A 19,484-nucleotide genomic window follows, 5' to 3' on the forward strand; every position below is an offset into this window, starting at 1 on the left:
ATCGACCGCGCCAATCAGCGCCATCAGGATCGACACCTCATGACCGCGCATCGGCCATTCCGCAAAGCTGTTCGTCATGCCCGCCGCTCATCGACCGGCCACGGCGCAGCGCACCCGAACGCTCATCGGTCGTCGCCCATCCGTCGATCATTGATCGCGTTCGACAACGTCCACCGCCCATTCCATGATAGCGACAGCGTCGTGCCGCGCGCTGCACCGGTTCGAACTCCATCACCAAACTCGCCTGCAGCGCTCAAATCCCCATAGAGCCTGCCGCATCAGTCCTGCCCACCATGCGCGGTTTCCTCCCTTGGAGGCTTTCGGACGCCGGCCGCCCGAATGTGCCGCGCCGTCAATCATGCGGCCGGCATCCGAAACCCTTCACATCAACTGACCCTCGGTCCCCTCTGAGCCATTTCCGTTCAGCCCTCAATAACGGACATTCGCCACCTTGGTCATTGGGGCGTCACCACTTAGCTTAGTCCACATAGTGGGGAGGACACGATGACCAGAAGACTCTCGCCTGAAGGTGAAGTTATCGCAGCATACGGTGCCGCTATGGTCGCGGCGTTCCAGGTGCTTATCAACTGCCTCGAAGAGAGCGACGCGCTCCTCCCGGGACAGTTTCCTGAGGCGCTCGGCGTCTACATGGAAATGGTGAAGAGCCGAAAGGGTGACGTAAGCGACATGACCCTTTCGGTGCTCCACGACATTCGGACGGCTACACAGGATTAGGCATTCCCGAGCGCGAGAAGAGCTAACGGGGCCCCTTTCGCCACTGGGGTCCAAACAGAACGAGTTGGCGGGCTGACTTCAAGTTCCTTGAGATAAAGCCGCCGCCGCGCCCGACTGACAGCAGCAGTAACTCGCACGGGAGTCAGGGGGCCTCATCGGGCGGCGGAAAAAGCACGATAGCTGGTACCCCAAACTTCTCGGGACAGTTCGCGCCCTGTATGGAAATATAGGGACTGCGCCCCTTGAGCAACCTATCGACCTCCACCTCACCGTAATTCAGTCGGGCCATGTAGGTGTTGAGGCTCTTCCCAGAGGCATCCGCACGGGCCAACAGTTGTTCGATGATGTCTCTATCGGGGTGGCGCTGCTCCCAATCCACAGCCAAGTCGATGTCACCCACTTCGGGGGCTTCACTCGCATATGAGCCAAACGCACGCACCCGCTTGACCCGGAAGACAAGCTCGTCTCGCGCGTTGATTTCAGCAACACGCTCCAGCATCTGTGTGACTAGGTCGTCCGCCCTTGCCCGCGTAATCCTCTTTACGAAGCGGGCCACGCATAGCCGGGAGCCGAGTTTCGTAACCGAGTAGCCTGACTTCGATGCTGATCATCTTGTTCTGCTCTTGGCTCGGCAAATCCCGCGTCGACCATGGCTCGTGTGACCAACTCGGCTTGAGTTCTAGGGACACCAAGCTCAGTCTCCACCTCGGCAACGGTGAAGCTTGCGCCGTTCCGATAGTGGCGAAGGAAATTGCGGATTCCGATCAGCGGAATTCCCGCTACCGTATCAAGTTTGTTGACTCCACAGCCTTAGTTACCCCTTTCAACTCCACCGCCAGGATCAGCAGCGGGTTCGGTTTTTAGAGTCGTAGCCATGCATGGTCAAAAGAGCCAAGAGGTTCGGACCGTCCATCAAGGTTAGCAGCTTGTTTGCCGCTTATTCATATGCAAGCCGCTGCCGCCAACCGCCCAATCCCCGCGAAAACCGAAGGTCCTTAACGAGACCGAGTTGCGACCACAGGCCGCCTCCCGATGCTCGCAAGAGACTTTACGAGAGTCACTCGTGCGATTGCTCGCACGCGGGTGGACCTGCTCGGGCTGGGTCAAACAAGTCCCTCGGGCTTCCTATGGGCCGCCACGGGGTAAGAGAGACGCACGCCGGCTGAATACCCCCATCGCTTTGTTACGCTCGCCCCAGTCACATTAATGCCACATCGGGAACCTGTGTCGCCGTTTCCGCGAAATCTGCGGTGTCGTGGCTCTACAGGACTCTGAGGAGTCCGCTGGTGGCCGTTTGGGGCGCCGCCACCCAAGTCGCCGCATGCCTCCACAAGCGATTCCTTAGTCACCGTTGGGCCCTACAGGTCGATCCAGCACAAGGCCGGACGACCTCGACTGCTCAAGGGGCCGTGCGGAGGCCTCTCTGAGCCGAGAGCCCGCCAGCCTCAACATTTGTTCTACGTTATGGTCTGGTGTCCCTTGGATAGACCCTCATTATAAACCTCCACTGACATACACCCCTCCTCTCCTCCCACCCTCCTGTCTTCTGACGGGTACTTTAGGGACACAGGACGTCACCAGTCCTCTGGATCCTCCTCAGGGTCCAGTCTTGGCACTGCTCCGGTCTGCTTGCGGAAGTGATGGATGAGAGCTTCCTTGGCCACTTTGAACTTCGATGCCGGGATGATGAGGCTGTCGTGTACAGGCAAGCTTGGCACCTCATAATCTCGCATCAACGTCAGCATGGTGCCGATAATTACCTCGCTCTCAACGAACATGAGGTCGCCATAGTCCCGCTGCCGGCCGCTGATCTCGCCGCCCCATCGCGCGAGGAGAGGATGGCGTTCAAGAACCTTCTCTTTGATGGTCTTCATCGGATAGCGCTTTTGGTCGAAACCTGAGAGCCCTTTCTTGATGAGCTGCTTTTCCAGGCTTTTAACCAAGTCGTTGCTCCACTTCCCAAGCAGCTTGCTGTTGCCGAAGGAGGCGTTAATCCAGAACTTCGCGACATGTCTATCGAGTGCGGTCGGCCCAAGGATGCCCGCGAAAGCATCTTCAGTGCTGTCGAGCTGTTGATCACAGAGCGCGTAGAAGATGGTGAGGTTCGAAGATGAAATGTCGATTTCGACAACACGCTCGCCATTGATGCGCATCTGCAGCCGTGTCAGTTCACCGGAATCAGACGAAGTCTCTGGCAGGTTCTGGTAGGCCTGTCCCTGAGGCTGGGAATAGAGGCGACCGCCCTTATTCCATTGGTAACCCTTGGTGTACCCGTGAAACATTCGTATCCACCCGAGGTGCTTAATCGTCGGAGGTGTAAGCGTCTGCTTAGCGAAGAACGCGTTCAGTTCGGCGACATCACTCCGCAGCTTTGCGACTCTCGGTGTGTTCGGTGTCGGCATGGAAGGCTGGGTCAGCCTGATCAGCTCGGAAGGCATCACGAACTCGAACTTGAAGTTTTCGAGCACATTGGCTGGAGTGATGCCGTGCCCCGCAGCAATCTCCAAGAGCTTCGTCGTGGCCCGATAGCGCGTCAGCTTGCCCGCGGTTGGACCCGGGTTGCCGAACGCCAGCCTGCCCGGATAACCCGGCTTATGCTCAATCAGGTCCGCCTCAAGCCACACCGTCCGAACACCATCGAACATGCGCCATGTGACGTATTGGCCGCTGTAGTCCCCCTTGTTGTGTGAGCACATGAGCCAGCCCTCGCTCCGATCACGTTCGACTGCAGCAAGCAGATCGGCGATGAATGCGCCTACGGCGTTCGCATAGTCGACCAGCGTCTTGCGACGCGCGTACGCCTTGCCTTTCGCCGCTTGGGGCCTCGGATAGCGCTCGGCCAAATCGCCCATGAGCATGAAGGCCTCTCGCGTTCCCGGCGTTGCACGCAGGGTCGCTAAGGGCGCGTTGTCGAGCGCTTCGCGTTCCTCCCGTGGCGTCTTCGGTTGCCAAGGCAGGCGTTCATGCGGCTCCCAGTCGTCGGAATTATCAGTCACTTTTCAAGCCAGCTCGTAGCGCGGAAAGTTCTTGAGCGCCTTAGCCATGGCCTCCACGCTCGGCGCGCCGTACTTCCTGCCCTCGGTAGCTTGCGTGTGCCCCGTTATGGCGTCGTTCATCTTTTCTGGCATTCCAATGTCGTCCGCAATGCGCTTGAACGTGTGTCGCCAAGAATGGTTTGGGCTGAGTTCGGGATCATCAACACCCAACCCGCGAACCCACTCACCAAGGTGAGCCCGGGCTGTATTCGCTCTACTACGCGCTGGTCTGAGCGGATCGGTGCTTACCCGTTGCGGAGCGGTGTCATTGTAAAACAGAGCGCCCTTCCCAACCCGCCGTACCATCTCGATGAAGCCTTGGGCAATAATATGCTCGTGAAGGGGCACAACGCGTGTCTTACGGCTCTTCATGGTGCCCGCCTCGGGCGTCAGCTTCATTACGTACAAGCCGTTTCGGTCTTCAACATCGATGCCACGCAACTGCGTAATCTCCCCCGGTCTCGCCCCTGAGTAGGCGCAGAGCCACGGCACCCATCGACGCGCCCTCTCGGTCGGTGTGGCAGGATTCGCAAACGAAAGGCTGGCCTTTAAAATCATGCTGGCCTCAGCGCTGGTGAAGTTGCGTCCATCTTCTCTCGTCTGCATCTTGCGAGGCACGTCCACCTTCACTTCCCTGAAGGGGTTCTGTCGGATGCGTTTGTGCTCGCGCGCCCAGCCAAACACGCGCCGTGAAGCCGAGAGCCAAATCTCCCGAACGGTGATTGCCGTTCGCTTTTCAGTGATCAATCCATGTACCCACTTGCGGGCAGCGTCGTCAGTAATTCCATCAGCTCCTACCTCGGCGAACTCGCGCTGCATTTCGAGAAATACAGCTCGCCAGCGGCCCACCGTCTGGGGCGCCGGTTTGGTCACAATGACGAAGGCCTCAAACAAGTCCCAGCAGCTTACACCCGACGCCCGTACGTATCCGTCTGTAAACGGTGGGAAGGCGTCCGGGTTGTCATCGCGTGAATAGTCACCGTTCGCGCGCCTCTCCAGCAGCCGGATAACAAGCAAGAGATTGTCGCTCACTGCATCGACAAAAAGCGCGTATGCAGCGGGGTTCAAAGCTTTACCTTCGCCGGCGAGGAAGGTTGCCACGCGTGCCAACTCAGCGACTTGCGGCCTTACCGCTTCACGCGCGTCCGGCTCCTTGGCCCAGTCCCAATTTGGATCGGCCTTGGGGTTCTCATGATAGCTCTCGGGCGCCTCGGGATAGATCACGTTCCAAACGAGGTGATCGCCGAACTCCCGCCAGTATTTCGCAGGCCCGGGGTTGGCCTCGTGCTGTTTCACGAACCAGACGTACCAGCGACCAGCAAGAGCGATGGCATTAAGTCGAGTGAGCGGCTGACCTTCGCCGTTCCGTTGGGCTCGAAGCGCGGCGATGCGCGTTTCAATCTCAGCCAACCACTCGCCTTGCTGCGACTTTGCAAAGGGGACTGGCGTCCCGCTCGGTATGCGAAGCTGAGATTCCCACCGGACGCCGTACAAGCGCTCGTAGTCGTCGCGCACATCGGCCGGGATGCCTTTTCGAGCAATGAAACCGCCACCCTTCGCTCGAACTAACTCAACCATCCGCAATGCCATTTGTAGCGCCTTTTGTATTTTAGGCGGCGCAAATACATCAGGTCTATCAGTAAGTTGCTGGGAAAGCGGAGTTATCCGCAACGGTGGTACAGTTGGGTGGGCTCGAACCACCGACCTCCTGTTCCACAGACTAAAGGTCGAAATTCAACCGCACCAATATCGCACCAGAAACGGCGTGAACGCACCGCAAAGAAAGCGATCGAGCTCGAACGAAACTGCAGCAAAATCAACCAATCCGATCGATAGTCTGCCGCTCATAATGGTCTGGTGAGGTTCGAGTTACTCGCTCCACTAGGAATCAGAAACCTATATAGCGCAAGCCAAAGAGCGCCGCCACAGTGATCGCGTCGAGGCGATAGCTGCTGTCGAGCGGATCATCCGAGCAGCATTTGTTGTAGAGAGCCCCTCCTCCCGTGCGATTTACGTTCGGGCCGCTATCGCTGAACAATGCCGCGGAGATCGCCGTGCAACAGCCTGGAAAGAAAAACCCGACGGACTCGGAACTTGTGCATAGGTTGTGGTCAGGCTGTATGAGGAGATTGTCATCGCGATCACGATATTACCGCGGCCTGAGGGCAAACATATACCAGGCAGGTGCCGATGATGAATCGAAGAGTTGTTCCCGGCTCGTGTAAACTCTCGATCGCAAGACTCGACGGGTGGCTCGCGACGTGCGGAGCTCACATCTGTGAGCTTGCTGAAGAGAGGACTTCCCGGTCATATCGGCGCTCGTCGGCAGATAGGCCCAATCCGTTGTGGTGCTTTCTGTGTGCGACTTTGTACCGTGCCGCCACCGCCCTGTTTTGCCGTGCTCGTCTTGATATAGATTTCAAGGCGATGTTTGTCAGCAAGAAGTCAGCACCTGCCGTCGCTGCGATCGATCGACCAGCCTCACGCGACGTCCTCTCGAGTGTTGGCTTGCGCGTCATAGATTCTCACTCGCAGCATGAGAAACCGCTTCTTCAGCTCGCGTGCGCCTGTTTTGGCCCCGTCTCTCGTCGCAAATTCAGTGTTGTGTCGCCCATCGATTTCGAGTGCGTAATCTGAACCGGCATTCACAGGCGTGAGGGACCATTTTTTTCCTTGACAGTAAGAAGACGCGGTCGACCACTTAGCGGAGCCGCGCAAATCGCGCCAGCTCACTCCTATGTTGAGTAACGTTTTTAACCGCTGAAGTTCGCGATTTGCTGCACGAAGGTGAACCTTTGCAATCTCGACCGGAGCCAAGGGCATTCGCAATCGGAACTTCGCGGGTCGATGCCAACCATCATGATGACGTGGTGCTCGGGGCAGGCTACACCGTCAAGATTCATAAGAAAGCTGTCATTCAGCTCATTTTCGAGAGAGCTTGAATCGTACGTAGCGTCATATTGTACTCTATCGATTGCGTAGAGTTTCACCTCGGTCGCGCATTTGGGAGGACATTCATCGCGGACGTGTCGAGTTAAGGACAGTACCGCCAATGGCATGAGAGATGCTTCTTGAAATAAGCGAGACGTTAGACGAGCCCCATCGACGGATGTGCATTCGGCAGCCGTCCAATCCTGCTGGACTGGGGTGTTATGGGAGAGAGCCGTGGCGCATTCTTCATCTGCCGCGATCGCGCTTGCGACCATGCCGAGTCGCGCTGGTGGACGACAAATCGAGAACTGAAGCATGAGCGAACCGGCATGAGATGCAAATCGACGGTCCCCTCAATATCTCTTTGTTCCAAACGCGGAGCGCGGAAGTGGACAATATAGAATCGATGACTCCACAGGAGCTGCGCTCTGCAATCAGTGGCGGCAGGGTCTTGGAGATAACTACGACAACTGGCTGTGTCGTCGGATGTTCTTATTGTCCGCAAGACAAGTTTGCCGAACGGCAAAGAGCGATATCCGACGTGAAGCATCTTTCTCTCCAAGATTTCAAGCGATGTCTGGCGCGCGTACCAGCAGCCGTCGACATTAGCTTTTCCGGATATTCGGAGCCTTGGCTCAATCCAGCTTGCACCGAAATGGTTGAGCATGCCTATGCGTGTGGCCATGGAATCCGAATTTTCACAACCCTGGTAGGAATGAACGGGCGGGATCTAAGACGTTTGCGTGCGCTGCAGTTCCGCGTTTTCCTAGTGCATGTTTTGGATGACGGCACGCACATGGATAATGGTCTCGTCAAGCGCAACTATGTCGATTTGATGCGCCAACTTGTCGATGCCGACTTTTCATCGTTGCTCTTCATAGTCATGGGCGAGGTGCATCCCGACCTTGTCGGCATAATTCCTGACGAAGCGCTGGTTCGTTCGCGTCCGCCGCGCAGCAGGGCTGGCAACGGCGAGAAGATGGTTGGAGCGCGGCAGCCAATCGTTGGAGCACTGACATGTCCTGACGAACGGCAATATCGTAATGTTCTTCTCCCAAACGGCGACGTTACTTTCTGCTGCATGGATTTTGAGCGACGACACGTTTTGGGCAACCTCCTCCGCGACAGGTACAAGGATCTCTTTGAGGGGGCAGCATTTTGCAACATTGCCGATCGCATGAACGGAACGGATGGCTTTCTGCTTTGTCGATCGTGTGAATTCGCCGAACCAATAACGTCGGAATGCTGATCTTTGAGAGAAGTTGACCTCTGCTCGAAGCGAATCGCGAGCCCTGGCAAGGATGGCGCTGCGCTCATCACCACATCAGCCGCGGGGACGACCCTGCCATGAACGGAGGGCCGCCATGGCCTGGAGCATTTTGTTGGCCGCCGGCCTGCTGGAGGTCGCCTGGGCAATCGGCCTCAAATACACGGAGGGCTTTACCAAGCCCGTTCCGTCCGTGCTCACGCTCGCGGCCATGGCCGGCAGCGTGATCCTGCTCGGCCTTGCTCTAAAGACGCTGCCCATTGGAACTGCTTATGCGGTCTGGACCGGCATCGGTGCGGTTGGCACCGCAGCGCTCGGGATCATCCTGTTCGGAGAACCGGCCGCCGCGTTTCGCCTTGCCAGCATCGGGTTGATCGTCGCCGGCATTGTCGGGCTGAAGCTCGTGTCCTAACGAAAACACCGAAAGCATTGACCCCACCAGGTCAGCGCCGCAACGATCGCCGAGGCCGGCACGCTAATTCTCCTGGCATGGACGATCGAGCTGGCCACGTTCCAGCGCACCGCCGAGCGGCGCGGCGCCGACAGTGGCACGGAAGTCGCCAAGAACAACGAGCGGATGCAAGGCCTCTGGGCCGAGACCATCTGGCCGCGACTTGGTCGTCACGCGAAAGCCCTAGTGCGGACGATACGCCAGCTGCCCATCAGGGTCCCACCTGCATCGGTCTGGCACAATAGCACCACCTAGAACGGCACGAACAATTTCGCTTCCGAGATCGCCGTGCGAATAGAACAGCAATGAAACCCAGCTATGGGGCTGATCTCGGGGAGACGGTCAAGAAAGGTCGCTTGCCGGAGTTATACGATGCCTGATCTCCGGAGCAGCAGGGGAGAAGATGCAGATCGGCAGATCGTGTTCGTTTGTTTCGGACCGCTTCCGGCCATGCCGCGTCGGCATCATCAGGAACTGCCGACCCAGTTCAATTCCTAGACCGCAGAGGTGAGCTTGCGGTCTTTGACTGAGCTCAGCACTGCGCCTCGAATTAAGGTGCGACTTCATTGTGTGGTTGCAAAGAAGGTCGATCACCTAATCTCTTTCGCAGGAGCGTTCACTGAAATCAGCGAGCCGGCGGTGCCGGCGCCCGGCATTCGATTCGTGTTCGACCTCAAACCCGGGGCTTGTTTGAGCAATGACTGCTATTGTCGGGTTGGCGACATCGCGATCGAAAAAGGCCAGGCGCTTGCATCGTGCCCGTCGGCACAGAGTCTGCACACCACTAGGTTATGGGAGCGACGCTGCGAGTTCAGTGGCTCACGTTTCGTTCTGGAAGGCGCGCACTTCGTGTTCGGTAGGTGATATGCGATCTGACGTTCTTGTTGGGGCTGCCGCAGCAGTTGCGCTCCTCGCATGCGGTTTTGCTCATTCAGCGGATCTCCGGCCAGTCGTCAGCGAGCCGTGCTGTTTCCAACCGAACGAGCAGCTGCATTGTCTTCTGAGGCATTCTTGTGATCGGCGCCTGCAAGGCAGGTCCACACGTCTTTGTCGCCGAAACCGCACGTGTGGTGTTCAGCTTGTTACGCGCCCGGCCAAATTCTGGCGTGAATCGGAGCAGCCGTGGCTTGAAAAGGCAATCGCCGCCGATACCGCCAACAGCAGCGAAAGTCCGGGAAGGGACCTATGCGGCGTTCCCGCGCGGCAAAGGGCCCAATTCGATTATCGTCCTTTCGATAAGCCCCGCGGAGCCGGGCGTTGAGCAAGCGCTCACACCGGCTTGCTGCATCAGATTTGAGTGCGAGTGTACGAGTTTTGGTGGGACGGCATCTGGCGACCTCTGGGAATCAGGCTGCGAGCCCTGGGAATCAGGCTGCGAGCCCTGGGCTTGTCAAACCTGAAAGTTTGGGTCGAATGGAGTGGAGGTAGGCTGCATCCAAGCCTCAATCGCGTTGCCTACCTCGCCCAATGGTGCCTTGAACGCCACTGGCCTTCTTTCTTTCGCTCAACCCGTACCCGGCGGAACTGATTGTTGTTCCGTGCCACGCCTTTGTTTTGGGAGAGCCCCCCATTCTTCCGAGTAAATGCGGCTCTCTCTCGAACTCAAAAGGCGCCGCCTTGGCATGACCGCGAGTCCATGATTCCGAAGAGTTAGGGCGAGAACCATGGCGTTCCTGTGGAGCTCGCGATTTTCTGTCTTGCGACTTTCGCGCTTACGAGAGCTTGAGACCATCTTACCCCTTTTGAGCATGGTGGCGCGGCAGTGGTAAGCTTGCTCACTCGCGGCCCGACGCCAGCTCGCCCGTGACGGTCACTTTGTGCGGAACGACTCTGGCATATATTCTGGTGTGAGGAATACCGGTCAAGGGTGAGCATTCGCGTCGTCAGAACAGCTGGCTGGTCCACCACCTAACCGAATGCACGCTCGATATAGCCAAGGTACGGCAAAGCTGCCCGCCCACAAGCCCAGTCCGGCACGATCGGCCGCGCGTTGCGCAGCGCGGTATCGGCCCCTGGAGTATCGCTCCCAATCGAGCACGAGACCGTTGCGCACCAACCATTCTCCGAGATCGATGCCATCAGCTGAACAGATCGCCAATGTCCGTCCACACTCATCCTCCAGGACTGACAGACAACTGACTTCGCGCTCTGCAATGAAGGCTTCAAGATCGCTCGCGGCCATGAGGCCACATCGATAAGGATTGAGGTTGATATCTCGGCACATTTGGGACTTGTCCGGCGCGTCGATGCCTAAGAGCCTAACGCGTGTCCCGTGAATTTCAAGGGTGTCGGTGCTGATGACCTTTGCCGGCCCGGTCAATTCGCCGGCACACACGATGCTGCACAGTGCGAGCGTGGTCAACACCACGATCAATCCATACATGGCGATCTTCTTTGTCGAACTGCGAACATTCCGGCCGAGTGCAGCAGAGCATGGGAAGCCGCCGAACGGCGGTCCATCGCGGCTGTGCTGAGGAGGCTGCCAATGTTGCATGGATAAGCTCGTTCGACGGATGACTCCCAGTGTATCAGCAGCGCAAGACGCCCTCGTGTCCAACCTCGTCCCAGATGCTCTGCGACCAGGCTGCTGCCCTGAGCGCTTCCCGCCATTCCTCCACGTCATGGCGGCAGTTCGCCTTCGCCACATCACGCACCGGCAGGTCGAAATCGGTAGTGCGCGTCCGATCACCAGCGACCGGGCCGGCGCAGACGGCCGGCCGCAATTCGGCGAGAAATGATTTCCTGGTCGCCTTGTGCGGAATGAGCCTAAAGTCGGCCCCCTCGCGGATAACAGCGAGTGCGCGTCGCCCGGGATCGCTGCAGCCGGCTGCTATCGGGGAAAGCGTACGTATCGCTTGAGCAAAGCGGCCGAGATGGCGGCCATCGTTGCTTTCGACCGCAACATGCCTTCTGCGAGCGGTAGGCGACAGATCCCCTCACACTCACGCCGCCCAATTTGTTTCCCGAGCGCCAGCGCAGCCAGATCAGCCAGCGGCTCGACCAAGGCCACAACTGCATAGTAAACCGCGAGCGATGCGACTTTGCCGAGGTTGGCGGCGCCGAAGCCCGCGCGATAGAGCGCCAAAGACGCGATCCAGACAGCGATACCGGATTGATACGCAGTCGAGAGCGAAAGCGCCTTGCTGTACTGCAGATCGCGATAGGCAGCCTTGGATGGAATGAGGCGCTTGGCGAGCGCCTTGATCGCAAACAGCGGTATTAGAGGCGTCGTGACATTCATCCGATATTGCGGCAGGTCGGTCGGAACAAAGAGGACGCTTTGCAGCAAGAGGCCGAGCGCAAGACCTAAGGCCGCCGGCGCCGCGCCAAACAAGAGGAACAGCGTGGAGCCCAGGACGAGGTGCACTTCCGAGGCCCAAACCGCAAAGTGCGGCAGGAATTCGAATAACGTGAACACAAGGCCCGTCGCCGCGATGGCTTGCACAGCAAATGACAGAGCGCGCCGCTCGTGTATGGCCTCGACAACAAGCTTGGCCACGACGCAGCCCATCGCAATGCCTGTCGCGCAGCTCAATACGAACTTGGCGCCTGTTACTATTCCCGGTTCGATATGCACGGTCTCTAGTCCTTTCTGCCGTTGTACTCGGGCCTTGGCTCAAGAATTTGCCGCGACGTTCGTGTGGCTGACGGTTGGAAACGGCACTTCACCTTCCCCATCCTCGGTCCACGGGCAACGTGCTGTTTTCGCCCGATCGGACCAGGTCTGCACTCAGCCTTCGCTCGGTCTTTGCGACATTTCATAGCAACAGCTATGCCAGCGCCGCTGCCGCGGTTAAGGCTCTGATTGCGCTTTGAACGCTTGTGCGGCGCCCAATATTCGCCGTGTTCTGTAGCCGACATGCTCTGGAGGAAATTGAACACACATCGCGACCAGCTTTTTGATCAACCTGCGCCGTTCCAATCGATCATTTTCGCTCGCCCATTGAAGCGGAAATCCTGACGCCGCTGGCGCGAAGACACCGGTTCGGCATCAATCTTGCTCGACGTTGTTCGAGGAAGGCGCCTGCGGCGCAGCCAAATGTTTGGCGGCCGGGGATCGTCGAATTCCTCGAAGAGCTTTGCTGGGCGTTCGATTGAGCTTGCGGGCAAGCATGCACGAACATGAAGTAGAGACCACCCATCCAAACTCTGGAGCCGGCATTTGCTGGATCTCAGCGTCATCTCTCAGCAACGCGCCCGGCAAATTCCGCTGCACCATCTGCGACGAAGTTCTGGACGTGTTTCTGGGGGAACGCTATCGCGTCGCAGTGGCGCCAAACCGGATGCTAAAGTGAACATGGATCAACTTACGCCCGGTAAGCCTGTGGTCTCCGGACAGACGGCGGCCGCCTCGGTGCTGCGCATTCGGGCAGTCATGCTCGGGGATCGTATCAACCCGTCGGCTCTGGAAATCGGAACGCTGGTGTCCTCGACGCCGGTCGCTTTCCGCATTCATGCGGGCCTTGTCGTGGTCTTCCGCTATGGCGTTGTAGTGCTCATCGGGCTGTCGCCCTCCGAAGAAACCGCTCTGATCGAAACCCTGATACCGCGCGTCATCGGTGAACTCACCTCCTGTGAGGAGGACAGCGCGCAGGCGCAGCTCTGCAACGAGCAGAGCGCTGAGGTCATCCTGCCGGGCGGGCGGATTTGTCTTAGAAATTTTAGTGACGATCGGCTGCTGCTGATCGCCGATACGCTAGCCAAGAGCACGGCGCTGGAGCGAGATGAGCGCCGTGTCGCCGCGGTGTTCGACGTGATCGAACCCTTTGCACGCGAACTGGCCGAGCGCGGCCGGACGCCGCGGGGCCGCAAGGGCATTCTCCAACTGATCGGCAATGCGCTCCTGGTCGAGCAGCGCGTCGCGGGCCGCATCGCGATTGCCGAAAAGCCCGACGCACTCTGGGAGAAGCCGGAACTCGAGCGGCTCTATGCGCGTCTGAAAGACGAATACGAACTGAAGGAGCGTCTTGAGATGCTTGAGCGCAAGCTGTCGGCCATCTCCGGAACGGCTAACGCACTGACGGACATTATCGACACACGGCGCTCGCTGCGTCTTGAGTGGGTTATAGTCGTGCTGATCGTGATGGAAGTTGCGATCGGATGCTTTCAGATTATTGCAGCAGGTCACTGACGTGCGGCTGGCCGCAGCGCGTGAGGCGCTTTCGTGGGGTTTGAGCAGGCCTGCTGACCGACCTGGCCGGCATTGATGTGGGACGCGCCGTTCGGCCGTACTCAGCTGCGGATTTCGGCTGAGTCTTCGGCGTGCTCGTGGACACGACGTTCGGCGAAAGCCGGTGCGGCTCGCGAAGACAGCGAATAGCCGACGCGAGTTCGGCGTATTTCCCGGCCTCGAGCAAGGATAGGGGGTTTATGGCAGACGCTCGGCGGAGCGTTCATGTCGACGATGCAGCGCCACCCAAGAAGGCCCTTTCGCCCAATTTGCAGCGGGCCGCCACTCAGCTTTTCTGCTATTCTCGACTTGCTCGCGGAATACTTGCCAGGGCCGCGGCCCCCAGGGCACAGCCAGCGACTACCGAAACAAGGGCTGTCGATTTCACCAGGACGCCTCAACGAGTTGAGCGACCGCCTTTCGCCGCTTTGGCACATCGCCGCGGCTCGGTCGACGTGTCCTGCCGTGATTTCCCTTGCATGGCTGTTAGCGAACGGTTCCATGATCCGCCAGCGGGCAAACGCGCGCTGCAACTGAACATGAAAGCTCAGAATGCGGATCTCGTCCTCGCTAACGCGAAGGTCGCCGATCTTGACGCAGCCGGGGACTGCGACCGGACGTGCATAGCGGCTCCGCGCCAGCGATAAACGGGAAACGGATGACAAAGGAGCTACGCCGCGAATTTCGAGGCGCTTTTGACCTCGCAAGCAGGCGCCGAGATTTTCTGACGTCCCCATCCGCTCTGGACATTCCATCTTGCAGGACTGTCCCTCAAAGCGCCCTGGACACTCACGCACGCTCGGCAGCTCCTCTGAAATCCGCTTCCGAACCGACCCCGGCATGGCGATCCTTCGCTGGCTGGTTCAGGAGCCCGGCGAGCCTAGAGGCCTTCAAGGACTCCTTCGAGCCGCTGTTCGCGAATGATTGCGGCTAGCAGCGAAACGGCCTCCTTCCGATCGACGGTGAAGCAGACGTCAGGCGCTCGCTCAACCAACAGGTCCAGCAAGGCCGGAAGGTCAGCAACGTGGTGGCGTAAGGTCGAGACCACATCATTTGCGAGATAGGTCGCGAAATCAGCGTTCGGCGGCGGATCAAAGTCCAAGTTGACCTCGGCACGCCTCTCGATCGCATGTCGTATCAACTCGCCCTGCCGTCTTGCATTCATCGGGAGCATGAACACCGCACAGCGAGCTTCTCGCGCGGCAAGCTTCTCAGTTCGGCTATGCGAGCCTGGATGTCGGAGGTGATAGGCAGCGTTGCGAGGCAGTGGCGGCAGGCGGATCGCCGCGAACTCCAAGAAGGACGAAACCGGGCAGATTTTGGGGAAGAGAACCAGGATCGGTCGGATCCGAGATGGACGACCTATTCCCGCCAATGCGTTGCGCCCTGTTTCGGATCCGGCTCGCTTTGGGTATCTCCGGGCATATTGTAGCGGAACCTGGGAAGGGCCTGCCCGGTAGATGGAAAGATCGGGACTCGATTGAATCAGGCGAAATCTCAAACTCGCGCGTGATCTCGTTGTACCGCCACAACGCCGCAGCCTGCCAATCAGCCCTACCCCGAAGCTTTAACCAAATTTGAATAGCACACCGTAACCGCCACGTGGGTAGCTCCACTCGATATCACCACTTTCTTCGCAGATCACCCGGCAGGTGCCGCACTCGACACACCCGTCGACTGTCACCTCAACATGACCTTTATCGCTGAGCTCGTAGCACCGTGCAGGGCAGGCCTTCAGCATCGATAAGAGCCGCGACGAAGGTGTGGTGTGCGGCCGCACCTTGATATGGGCGCGGCCGGAATCAACGAGATAGCGGTTGTAGAATAGTTTGTCTTCGACACGTCGGGATGGCTCGCTCGGCATTGTTTCTGGCTCCGTCGTTCGTCGTTGTCTTTGGTTTATGATCACCGCCAGGCCCGGGCAATGCGCAGGGCATCGCTGAACAATCCACTCCACGACCGCGCCTTGATGAACGAGCTCAGCATCAGCTTCTCTTTCTCAAGCTTTGGTGTGCCGTCGACGCGCACGTAATCCTGCATCGCCTTGGAGAAGAGCTGCGGATATGTGAGAAAGAAGTTCTGCGAGTGGGTGTGCATCAGTGCCGGCATATCCTTGTACTTCTTCAGATCCTTGATCACGAAGGATTCATTCAGGAGTTTTTTGTAAAGCGAAAGATTTTTGGCCGTCATCGGATCATTTCGCGATTTGATAAGACAGATCGCTTCCGCGGCGATACGGCCCGACGTCATCGCCAGATTGGACCCCTCGCGATGGATGGCGTTGTTGAGCTGGGCGGCGTCTCCGACAACGACCCAGCCCTCACCACAAAGCTGCGGGATCGCTCTGTATCCACCTTCGGGGATCAAATGCGCGGAATATTCCTTTACTTCCGAACCCTCGATCAACGGCGCGACGGACGGGTGACGCTTGAAGCCCTCGATGAGGCCGTAAGGCGTCTCGCCAGTACGCTGGAAATCGGCAACAAGACAGCCGATACCGAGCGATATGCATTCCTTGTTGGAATAGATGAAGCCCATACCGGTCATGCCGCGGGAGATGGTTCCGGCGGCTTCGATGACGAGCCCCTCGTCGCCTTTGAGATTGAAGCGAGCATCGATTGTCTCGCGCGACAGGAAATGCATCTCCTTGACCGCGAGTGCGACCTTGTCCGGTTTCGGCCGCCCTCTTAAGCCCGCACCCGTCCCGAGCACTCCGTTTACCCCCTCGGCCAGCACGACGACATCTGCATGGATTTCACCCCCATCTCGGTCTGTGCGCACCCCGACGACCCTCCCATGGGAATCCTGGAGGAGCTCGGTCACCGTGGTCTCGCACAGCACCGTGGCGCCGGCCTCGCGGACCTTCTGCGAGAACCATTTGTCGAACTGCGCGCGGATGATGGTGTAGCGATTCGGCTTCTCCTCGTTGAAATCATCGGAGCGATAGTGAATCCCCGTGTGCGAACGCTCGTCCACGATCCAGAAGCGTTGCTCGACGAGATGCCGCTCAAGCGGTGCATCTTCTCGGAAATTCGGGATCAGCTTCTCCAGCATGTCGGCATAGAGGATGGCGCCTTGCACGTTCTTCGACCCCGAATACTCGCCGCGCTCCAGTTGCAGCACTTTTAGGCCCCGCTCGGCCATGGTAAGCGCTGCCGCATTCCCGCCCATCCCAGCACCGACGACGATCGCGTCGAATCTTTCCTCGATCATAACAAGCTCCCCTAGCCAGCGATGCGGTCGTGCGAGTGCGGCGACAGCTGCGCGCGGAATGCAGAGGTCAACGCGGGCAACAGTCGAATGGCGTCGGTGACGATGCCGATATGGGCGAAGTCGAAGATCGGAGCGTGCTTGTCGGTGTTGATGGCAACGATGAGGTCGCCCCCCTCCACGCCAACGCGATGCTGGATCGCGCCGGAAATACCGGCCGCGATATAAAGCTTTGGCCGAATGGTTTTCCCGGTCTGGCCGATTTGTCGGTCCGCGGTGACCCAGCCCTTCTGGACCAGCGGCCGCGAGCAGCCATATTCGGCGCCAAGCACGTCCGCGAGCTGCTGTACCAGTTGGAAGTTCTCAGGCGATCCCAGACCGAGCCCTCCAGCGACGACCACGTCGGCATAGGCAAGGTTGGACTTTGTAGAATCGCGGTCCGGGAGGAACGACAGCACTTTTGTGACGATATCTTCCTCTACAAGCCCGAGCGGATGCGAGATGACGCGCCAGACGGCACCGGTCACGCGCTCGGGCATCGGCATCACGCGCGGACGGACGGTTGCCATCTGTGGACGATAGTTCAGTGTGTAGATCGTGCACAATAGTGAGCCGCCAAACGTCGGCCGGGTCGCTGCAAGCGAGCCGTCGGCATCGACATCGAGCTCGGTGCAGTCGGCAGTTAGACCGGTGAGCAGTGTGGTGGCCACTGAGCCGGCGAGGTCGCGGCCCAGTGTAGTTGCCCCTAGGAGTAGGATTTCCGGCTTGTACGTATTGACCAGCTCTGACAGGGCCTTGGTGTAGGATTCATTGCGATAATCGGCCAAGAGATCATCCGCGACGATATAGGCAAGATCGGCGCCGTAGCAGAAGGATTCGGCGACCGCCTGCTGCGTTGTCTCCCCGACCGGGCCGATGACAACCGCGGCGAGGTCAACGTTGAGCTTGTCGGCGAGCCGGCGGCCGGCACCCATCAGCTCCCAGGAGACGGGGTGCACTATCCCGCGTTCCTGCTCGATGAAGACCCAGACGTGCCTATAAGCCTTGAATCGTTCGGGCAGCTCCCTCTTGGTCGCCGCGCGACCACCACCCGGGGCCGGAGCTGCGCTTTTGGGTGCGGTGCTCATCATCTGTACTCCCATCCGTGTTCAGTAGCGGCTCGCCAGCGAAGCGTGCTCCGCCTCCAGCTTTGAATTCGCGGGTGAAGATTGCTTCAGTTAAAGTTCGGCCGCGTGCCCGCCGCCATTTTTTCAACACTGCCTGGCAGCAGCGCGGGGCCCAGACACCCGTTGCTGGACCTTGATCGACGAGCCAGGAAGCACGCGCTTGGGCGTTCTTTCCCGGTTCGGCATTCTGGGTCACCGTTTGGCAATGGAACTAGTGAGGCACGCAACCGCGCGGTCACTCGATCCGATCGATTGGTCCCCCTCATCTTCGAGATGCAACCGAGCTTGAACAGACCGAGGACCTGCCAGAGGCTCGGCTGGTCCCCTTGCCGGCCGCGAGCTTGCCGGTGAAAACGCGATCCATTACTCCGAATGCCCTCGCAATATTCCCGATTGCAGCGACACGCCCGCAACTCTTGGCGAGGGCACGAGGGCCGGCGGTGAAGCCGCCCGTCAACGGCGCCGCGCGACCAGCGCCGGAGAGCAAGGGCGCCGCCCGGAAAACCTCGGCCATAGATCGGCCAGCGGGAGTGATTTCGTCGACGAATCTTTGGCGCGGATCACGCGCAGCTTTCAGCTCAGCCGGGTCGGAATATGCAACCATCGCTTTGGCGTCGCGACGTATCATGGTGTCGACAGGCAGCGCGCGCGAAACTGCGCGGCGTCAAAAACAAACTCGATGCGGACCAAGATGTGCATTCGTTTCTCCAGACTAGCTGAGTAAATGTCAGCAATTGTCGTACCAATTGGGCAGACGATGAAAATTGACCGCCAATACAGAATCTTACTGAAGGAAATCGGATTGGCAGCCTCTCATGAGGATCGGAACATTCGACACGGTGCTGGACCTATGTCCAGAATGCGACAGAAGACAGTCATCCGCATCTTGGTGCTCTTACCTCGCCAAATATGTGCTCCCCGCTGCCGGCGTACAATTGCAGGAGATAGGTGCACCATGGGCACCAGCTTGAAACGACGGAAATATCAGCGCTGAGCCGTGATTGGCTCTTAGGGAGCCGAGTGTCCAAGCTGCGGACCCGCGGCCGTAACTGCAACTTGCGTTTGAATTCGGCGCCCTGGGTGGTTGGCAGGTTCTCTGAACCTTCACGCTCCAGAGCACGATATAAACTGAATTCACTCCAAAGAACCGAGCTGCACCAATTCTGGATGCTTGTTCGATTGTGGTGCGGCCGCATCCTTCAAGACCTTGAACACGCGCTGTTCGATCGGGGAGGACGTGACGAAATCGGCATAGGCGCGCTCGAGCGTGGCCTTGCAACGCAAGGCGATGTCGGGATCGGATGCACCGGTAAACTCCTCGCCCGCGAGATATTCACCCATGCGACGCAGAATATGAAGCCGCGCCACGTCGATGATTTTCGCATCGTACTCGACGCCGAGCAGTGCAAAAAACTCCTCTGCCGCGGAGGCCTTGTTCAATTGCGAAAGGATCCCGTCCGTCGTCATTCTCAACCTCCATCTAGATCCGCGACCAGAAGCCGTCCTGGCCCGAATGTTC

Annotated in this window: 15 protein-coding genes and 1 tRNA gene; 4 read left to right on the forward strand and 12 right to left on the reverse strand. The window is 58.8% G+C overall.

The window, feature by feature from the left end; all coding sequences use genetic code 11:
• Positions 1-504 precede the first annotated feature (504 nt).
• Complete coding sequence (locus IVB50_RS30435; RefSeq protein WP_247299003.1) at positions 505-735, forward strand: hypothetical protein; 231 nt, start codon at positions 505-507, stop codon at positions 733-735.
• 142 nt (positions 736-877) lie between these two features.
• Here IVB50_RS30435 and IVB50_RS30440 read toward each other — a convergent pair whose 3' ends face one another.
• The 4 genes from IVB50_RS30440 to IVB50_RS30455 form a co-directional block, all read right to left on the reverse strand.
• The gene (locus IVB50_RS30440) at positions 878-1,234 is read right to left on the reverse strand and encodes a hypothetical protein (RefSeq protein ID WP_247299005.1); all 357 of its coding nucleotides are present in this window, start codon (positions 1,232-1,234) and stop codon (positions 878-880) included.
• A 1,075-nt stretch (positions 1,235-2,309) separates the two neighbouring features.
• Positions 2,310-3,731 (reverse strand): hypothetical protein, encoded by a 1,422-nt coding sequence (locus tag IVB50_RS30445; protein WP_247299007.1) that lies wholly within the window; start codon positions 3,729-3,731, stop codon positions 2,310-2,312.
• A 3-nt stretch (positions 3,732-3,734) separates the two neighbouring features.
• Positions 3,735-5,360 carry a tyrosine-type recombinase/integrase gene (locus tag IVB50_RS30450; protein WP_247299009.1) on the reverse strand — a complete coding sequence of 542 codons (1,626 nt, stop codon included), beginning with the start codon at positions 5,358-5,360 and terminating at the stop codon, positions 3,735-3,737.
• Between the two features lie 84 nt (positions 5,361-5,444).
• Positions 5,445-5,512, reverse strand: a tRNA-OTHER gene (locus IVB50_RS30455).
• Between the two features lie 1,730 nt (positions 5,513-7,242).
• Here IVB50_RS30455 and IVB50_RS30460 point away from each other — a divergent pair.
• Both IVB50_RS30460 and sugE read left to right on the forward strand, forming a co-directional pair.
• Entirely contained in the window at positions 7,243-7,950 is a 708-nt protein-coding gene (locus tag IVB50_RS30460; RefSeq protein ID WP_247299012.1) for an SPASM domain-containing protein, read from the forward strand.
• 115 nt (positions 7,951-8,065) lie between these two features.
• Positions 8,066-8,380, forward strand: coding sequence for a quaternary ammonium compound efflux SMR transporter SugE (gene sugE, locus IVB50_RS30465; protein ID WP_018458212.1), 315 nt, complete (start codon positions 8,066-8,068; stop codon positions 8,378-8,380).
• A 1,900-nt stretch (positions 8,381-10,280) separates the two neighbouring features.
• On the opposite strand, the gene IVB50_RS30470 is transcribed toward sugE, so the two are convergent.
• Positions 10,281-10,802: a thermonuclease family protein gene (locus IVB50_RS30470; RefSeq protein WP_247299015.1), complete on the reverse strand. Its 522-nt coding sequence runs from the start codon at positions 10,800-10,802 to the stop codon at positions 10,281-10,283.
• Positions 10,803-11,249: 447 nt separating this feature from the next.
• Positions 11,250-11,996: an energy-coupling factor ABC transporter permease gene (locus IVB50_RS30475; RefSeq protein WP_247299017.1), complete on the reverse strand. Its 747-nt coding sequence runs from the start codon at positions 11,994-11,996 to the stop codon at positions 11,250-11,252.
• A gap of 720 nt (positions 11,997-12,716) precedes the next feature.
• On the opposite strand from IVB50_RS30475, the gene IVB50_RS30480 reads away from it, so the two are divergent.
• Positions 12,717-13,550, forward strand: a complete 834-nt coding sequence (locus IVB50_RS30480; RefSeq protein WP_247299143.1) for an RMD1 family protein — start codon at positions 12,717-12,719, stop codon at positions 13,548-13,550.
• Positions 13,551-13,651: 101 nt separating this feature from the next.
• Here IVB50_RS30480 and IVB50_RS30485 read toward each other — a convergent pair whose 3' ends face one another.
• The 6 genes from IVB50_RS30485 to nifW all read right to left on the reverse strand — a co-directional run bounded on the left by IVB50_RS30485 (position 13,652) and on the right by nifW (position 19,432).
• Complete coding sequence (locus tag IVB50_RS30485; RefSeq protein ID WP_247299019.1) at positions 13,652-14,326, reverse strand: hypothetical protein; 675 nt, start codon at positions 14,324-14,326, stop codon at positions 13,652-13,654.
• A gap of 143 nt (positions 14,327-14,469) precedes the next feature.
• Complete coding sequence (locus IVB50_RS30490; protein WP_247299021.1) at positions 14,470-14,769, reverse strand: hypothetical protein; 300 nt, start codon at positions 14,767-14,769, stop codon at positions 14,470-14,472.
• 387 nt (positions 14,770-15,156) lie between these two features.
• A complete protein-coding gene (locus IVB50_RS30495) occupies positions 15,157-15,453 on the reverse strand; it encodes a ferredoxin family protein (protein WP_083926516.1) in 297 nt (98 codons plus the stop codon).
• Positions 15,454-15,494: 41 nt separating this feature from the next.
• A complete protein-coding gene (locus IVB50_RS30500; protein ID WP_247299024.1) occupies positions 15,495-16,802 on the reverse strand; it encodes an FAD-binding protein in 1,308 nt (435 codons plus the stop codon).
• Between the two features lie 11 nt (positions 16,803-16,813).
• Positions 16,814-17,926, reverse strand: coding sequence for an electron transfer flavoprotein subunit alpha/FixB family protein (locus IVB50_RS30505; protein ID WP_247299025.1), 1,113 nt, complete (start codon positions 17,924-17,926; stop codon positions 16,814-16,816).
• Between the two features lie 1,173 nt (positions 17,927-19,099).
• Positions 19,100-19,432 carry a nitrogenase stabilizing/protective protein NifW gene (gene nifW, locus IVB50_RS30510; protein WP_018458226.1) on the reverse strand — a complete coding sequence of 111 codons (333 nt, stop codon included), beginning with the start codon at positions 19,430-19,432 and terminating at the stop codon, positions 19,100-19,102.
• Positions 19,433-19,484: the final 52 nt, after the last annotated feature.

Origin of the sequence: Bradyrhizobium sp. 87 (genome assembly GCF_023073015.1) — a bacterium.
Lineage (GTDB): Bacteria > Pseudomonadota > Alphaproteobacteria > Rhizobiales > Xanthobacteraceae > Bradyrhizobium > Bradyrhizobium canariense_D.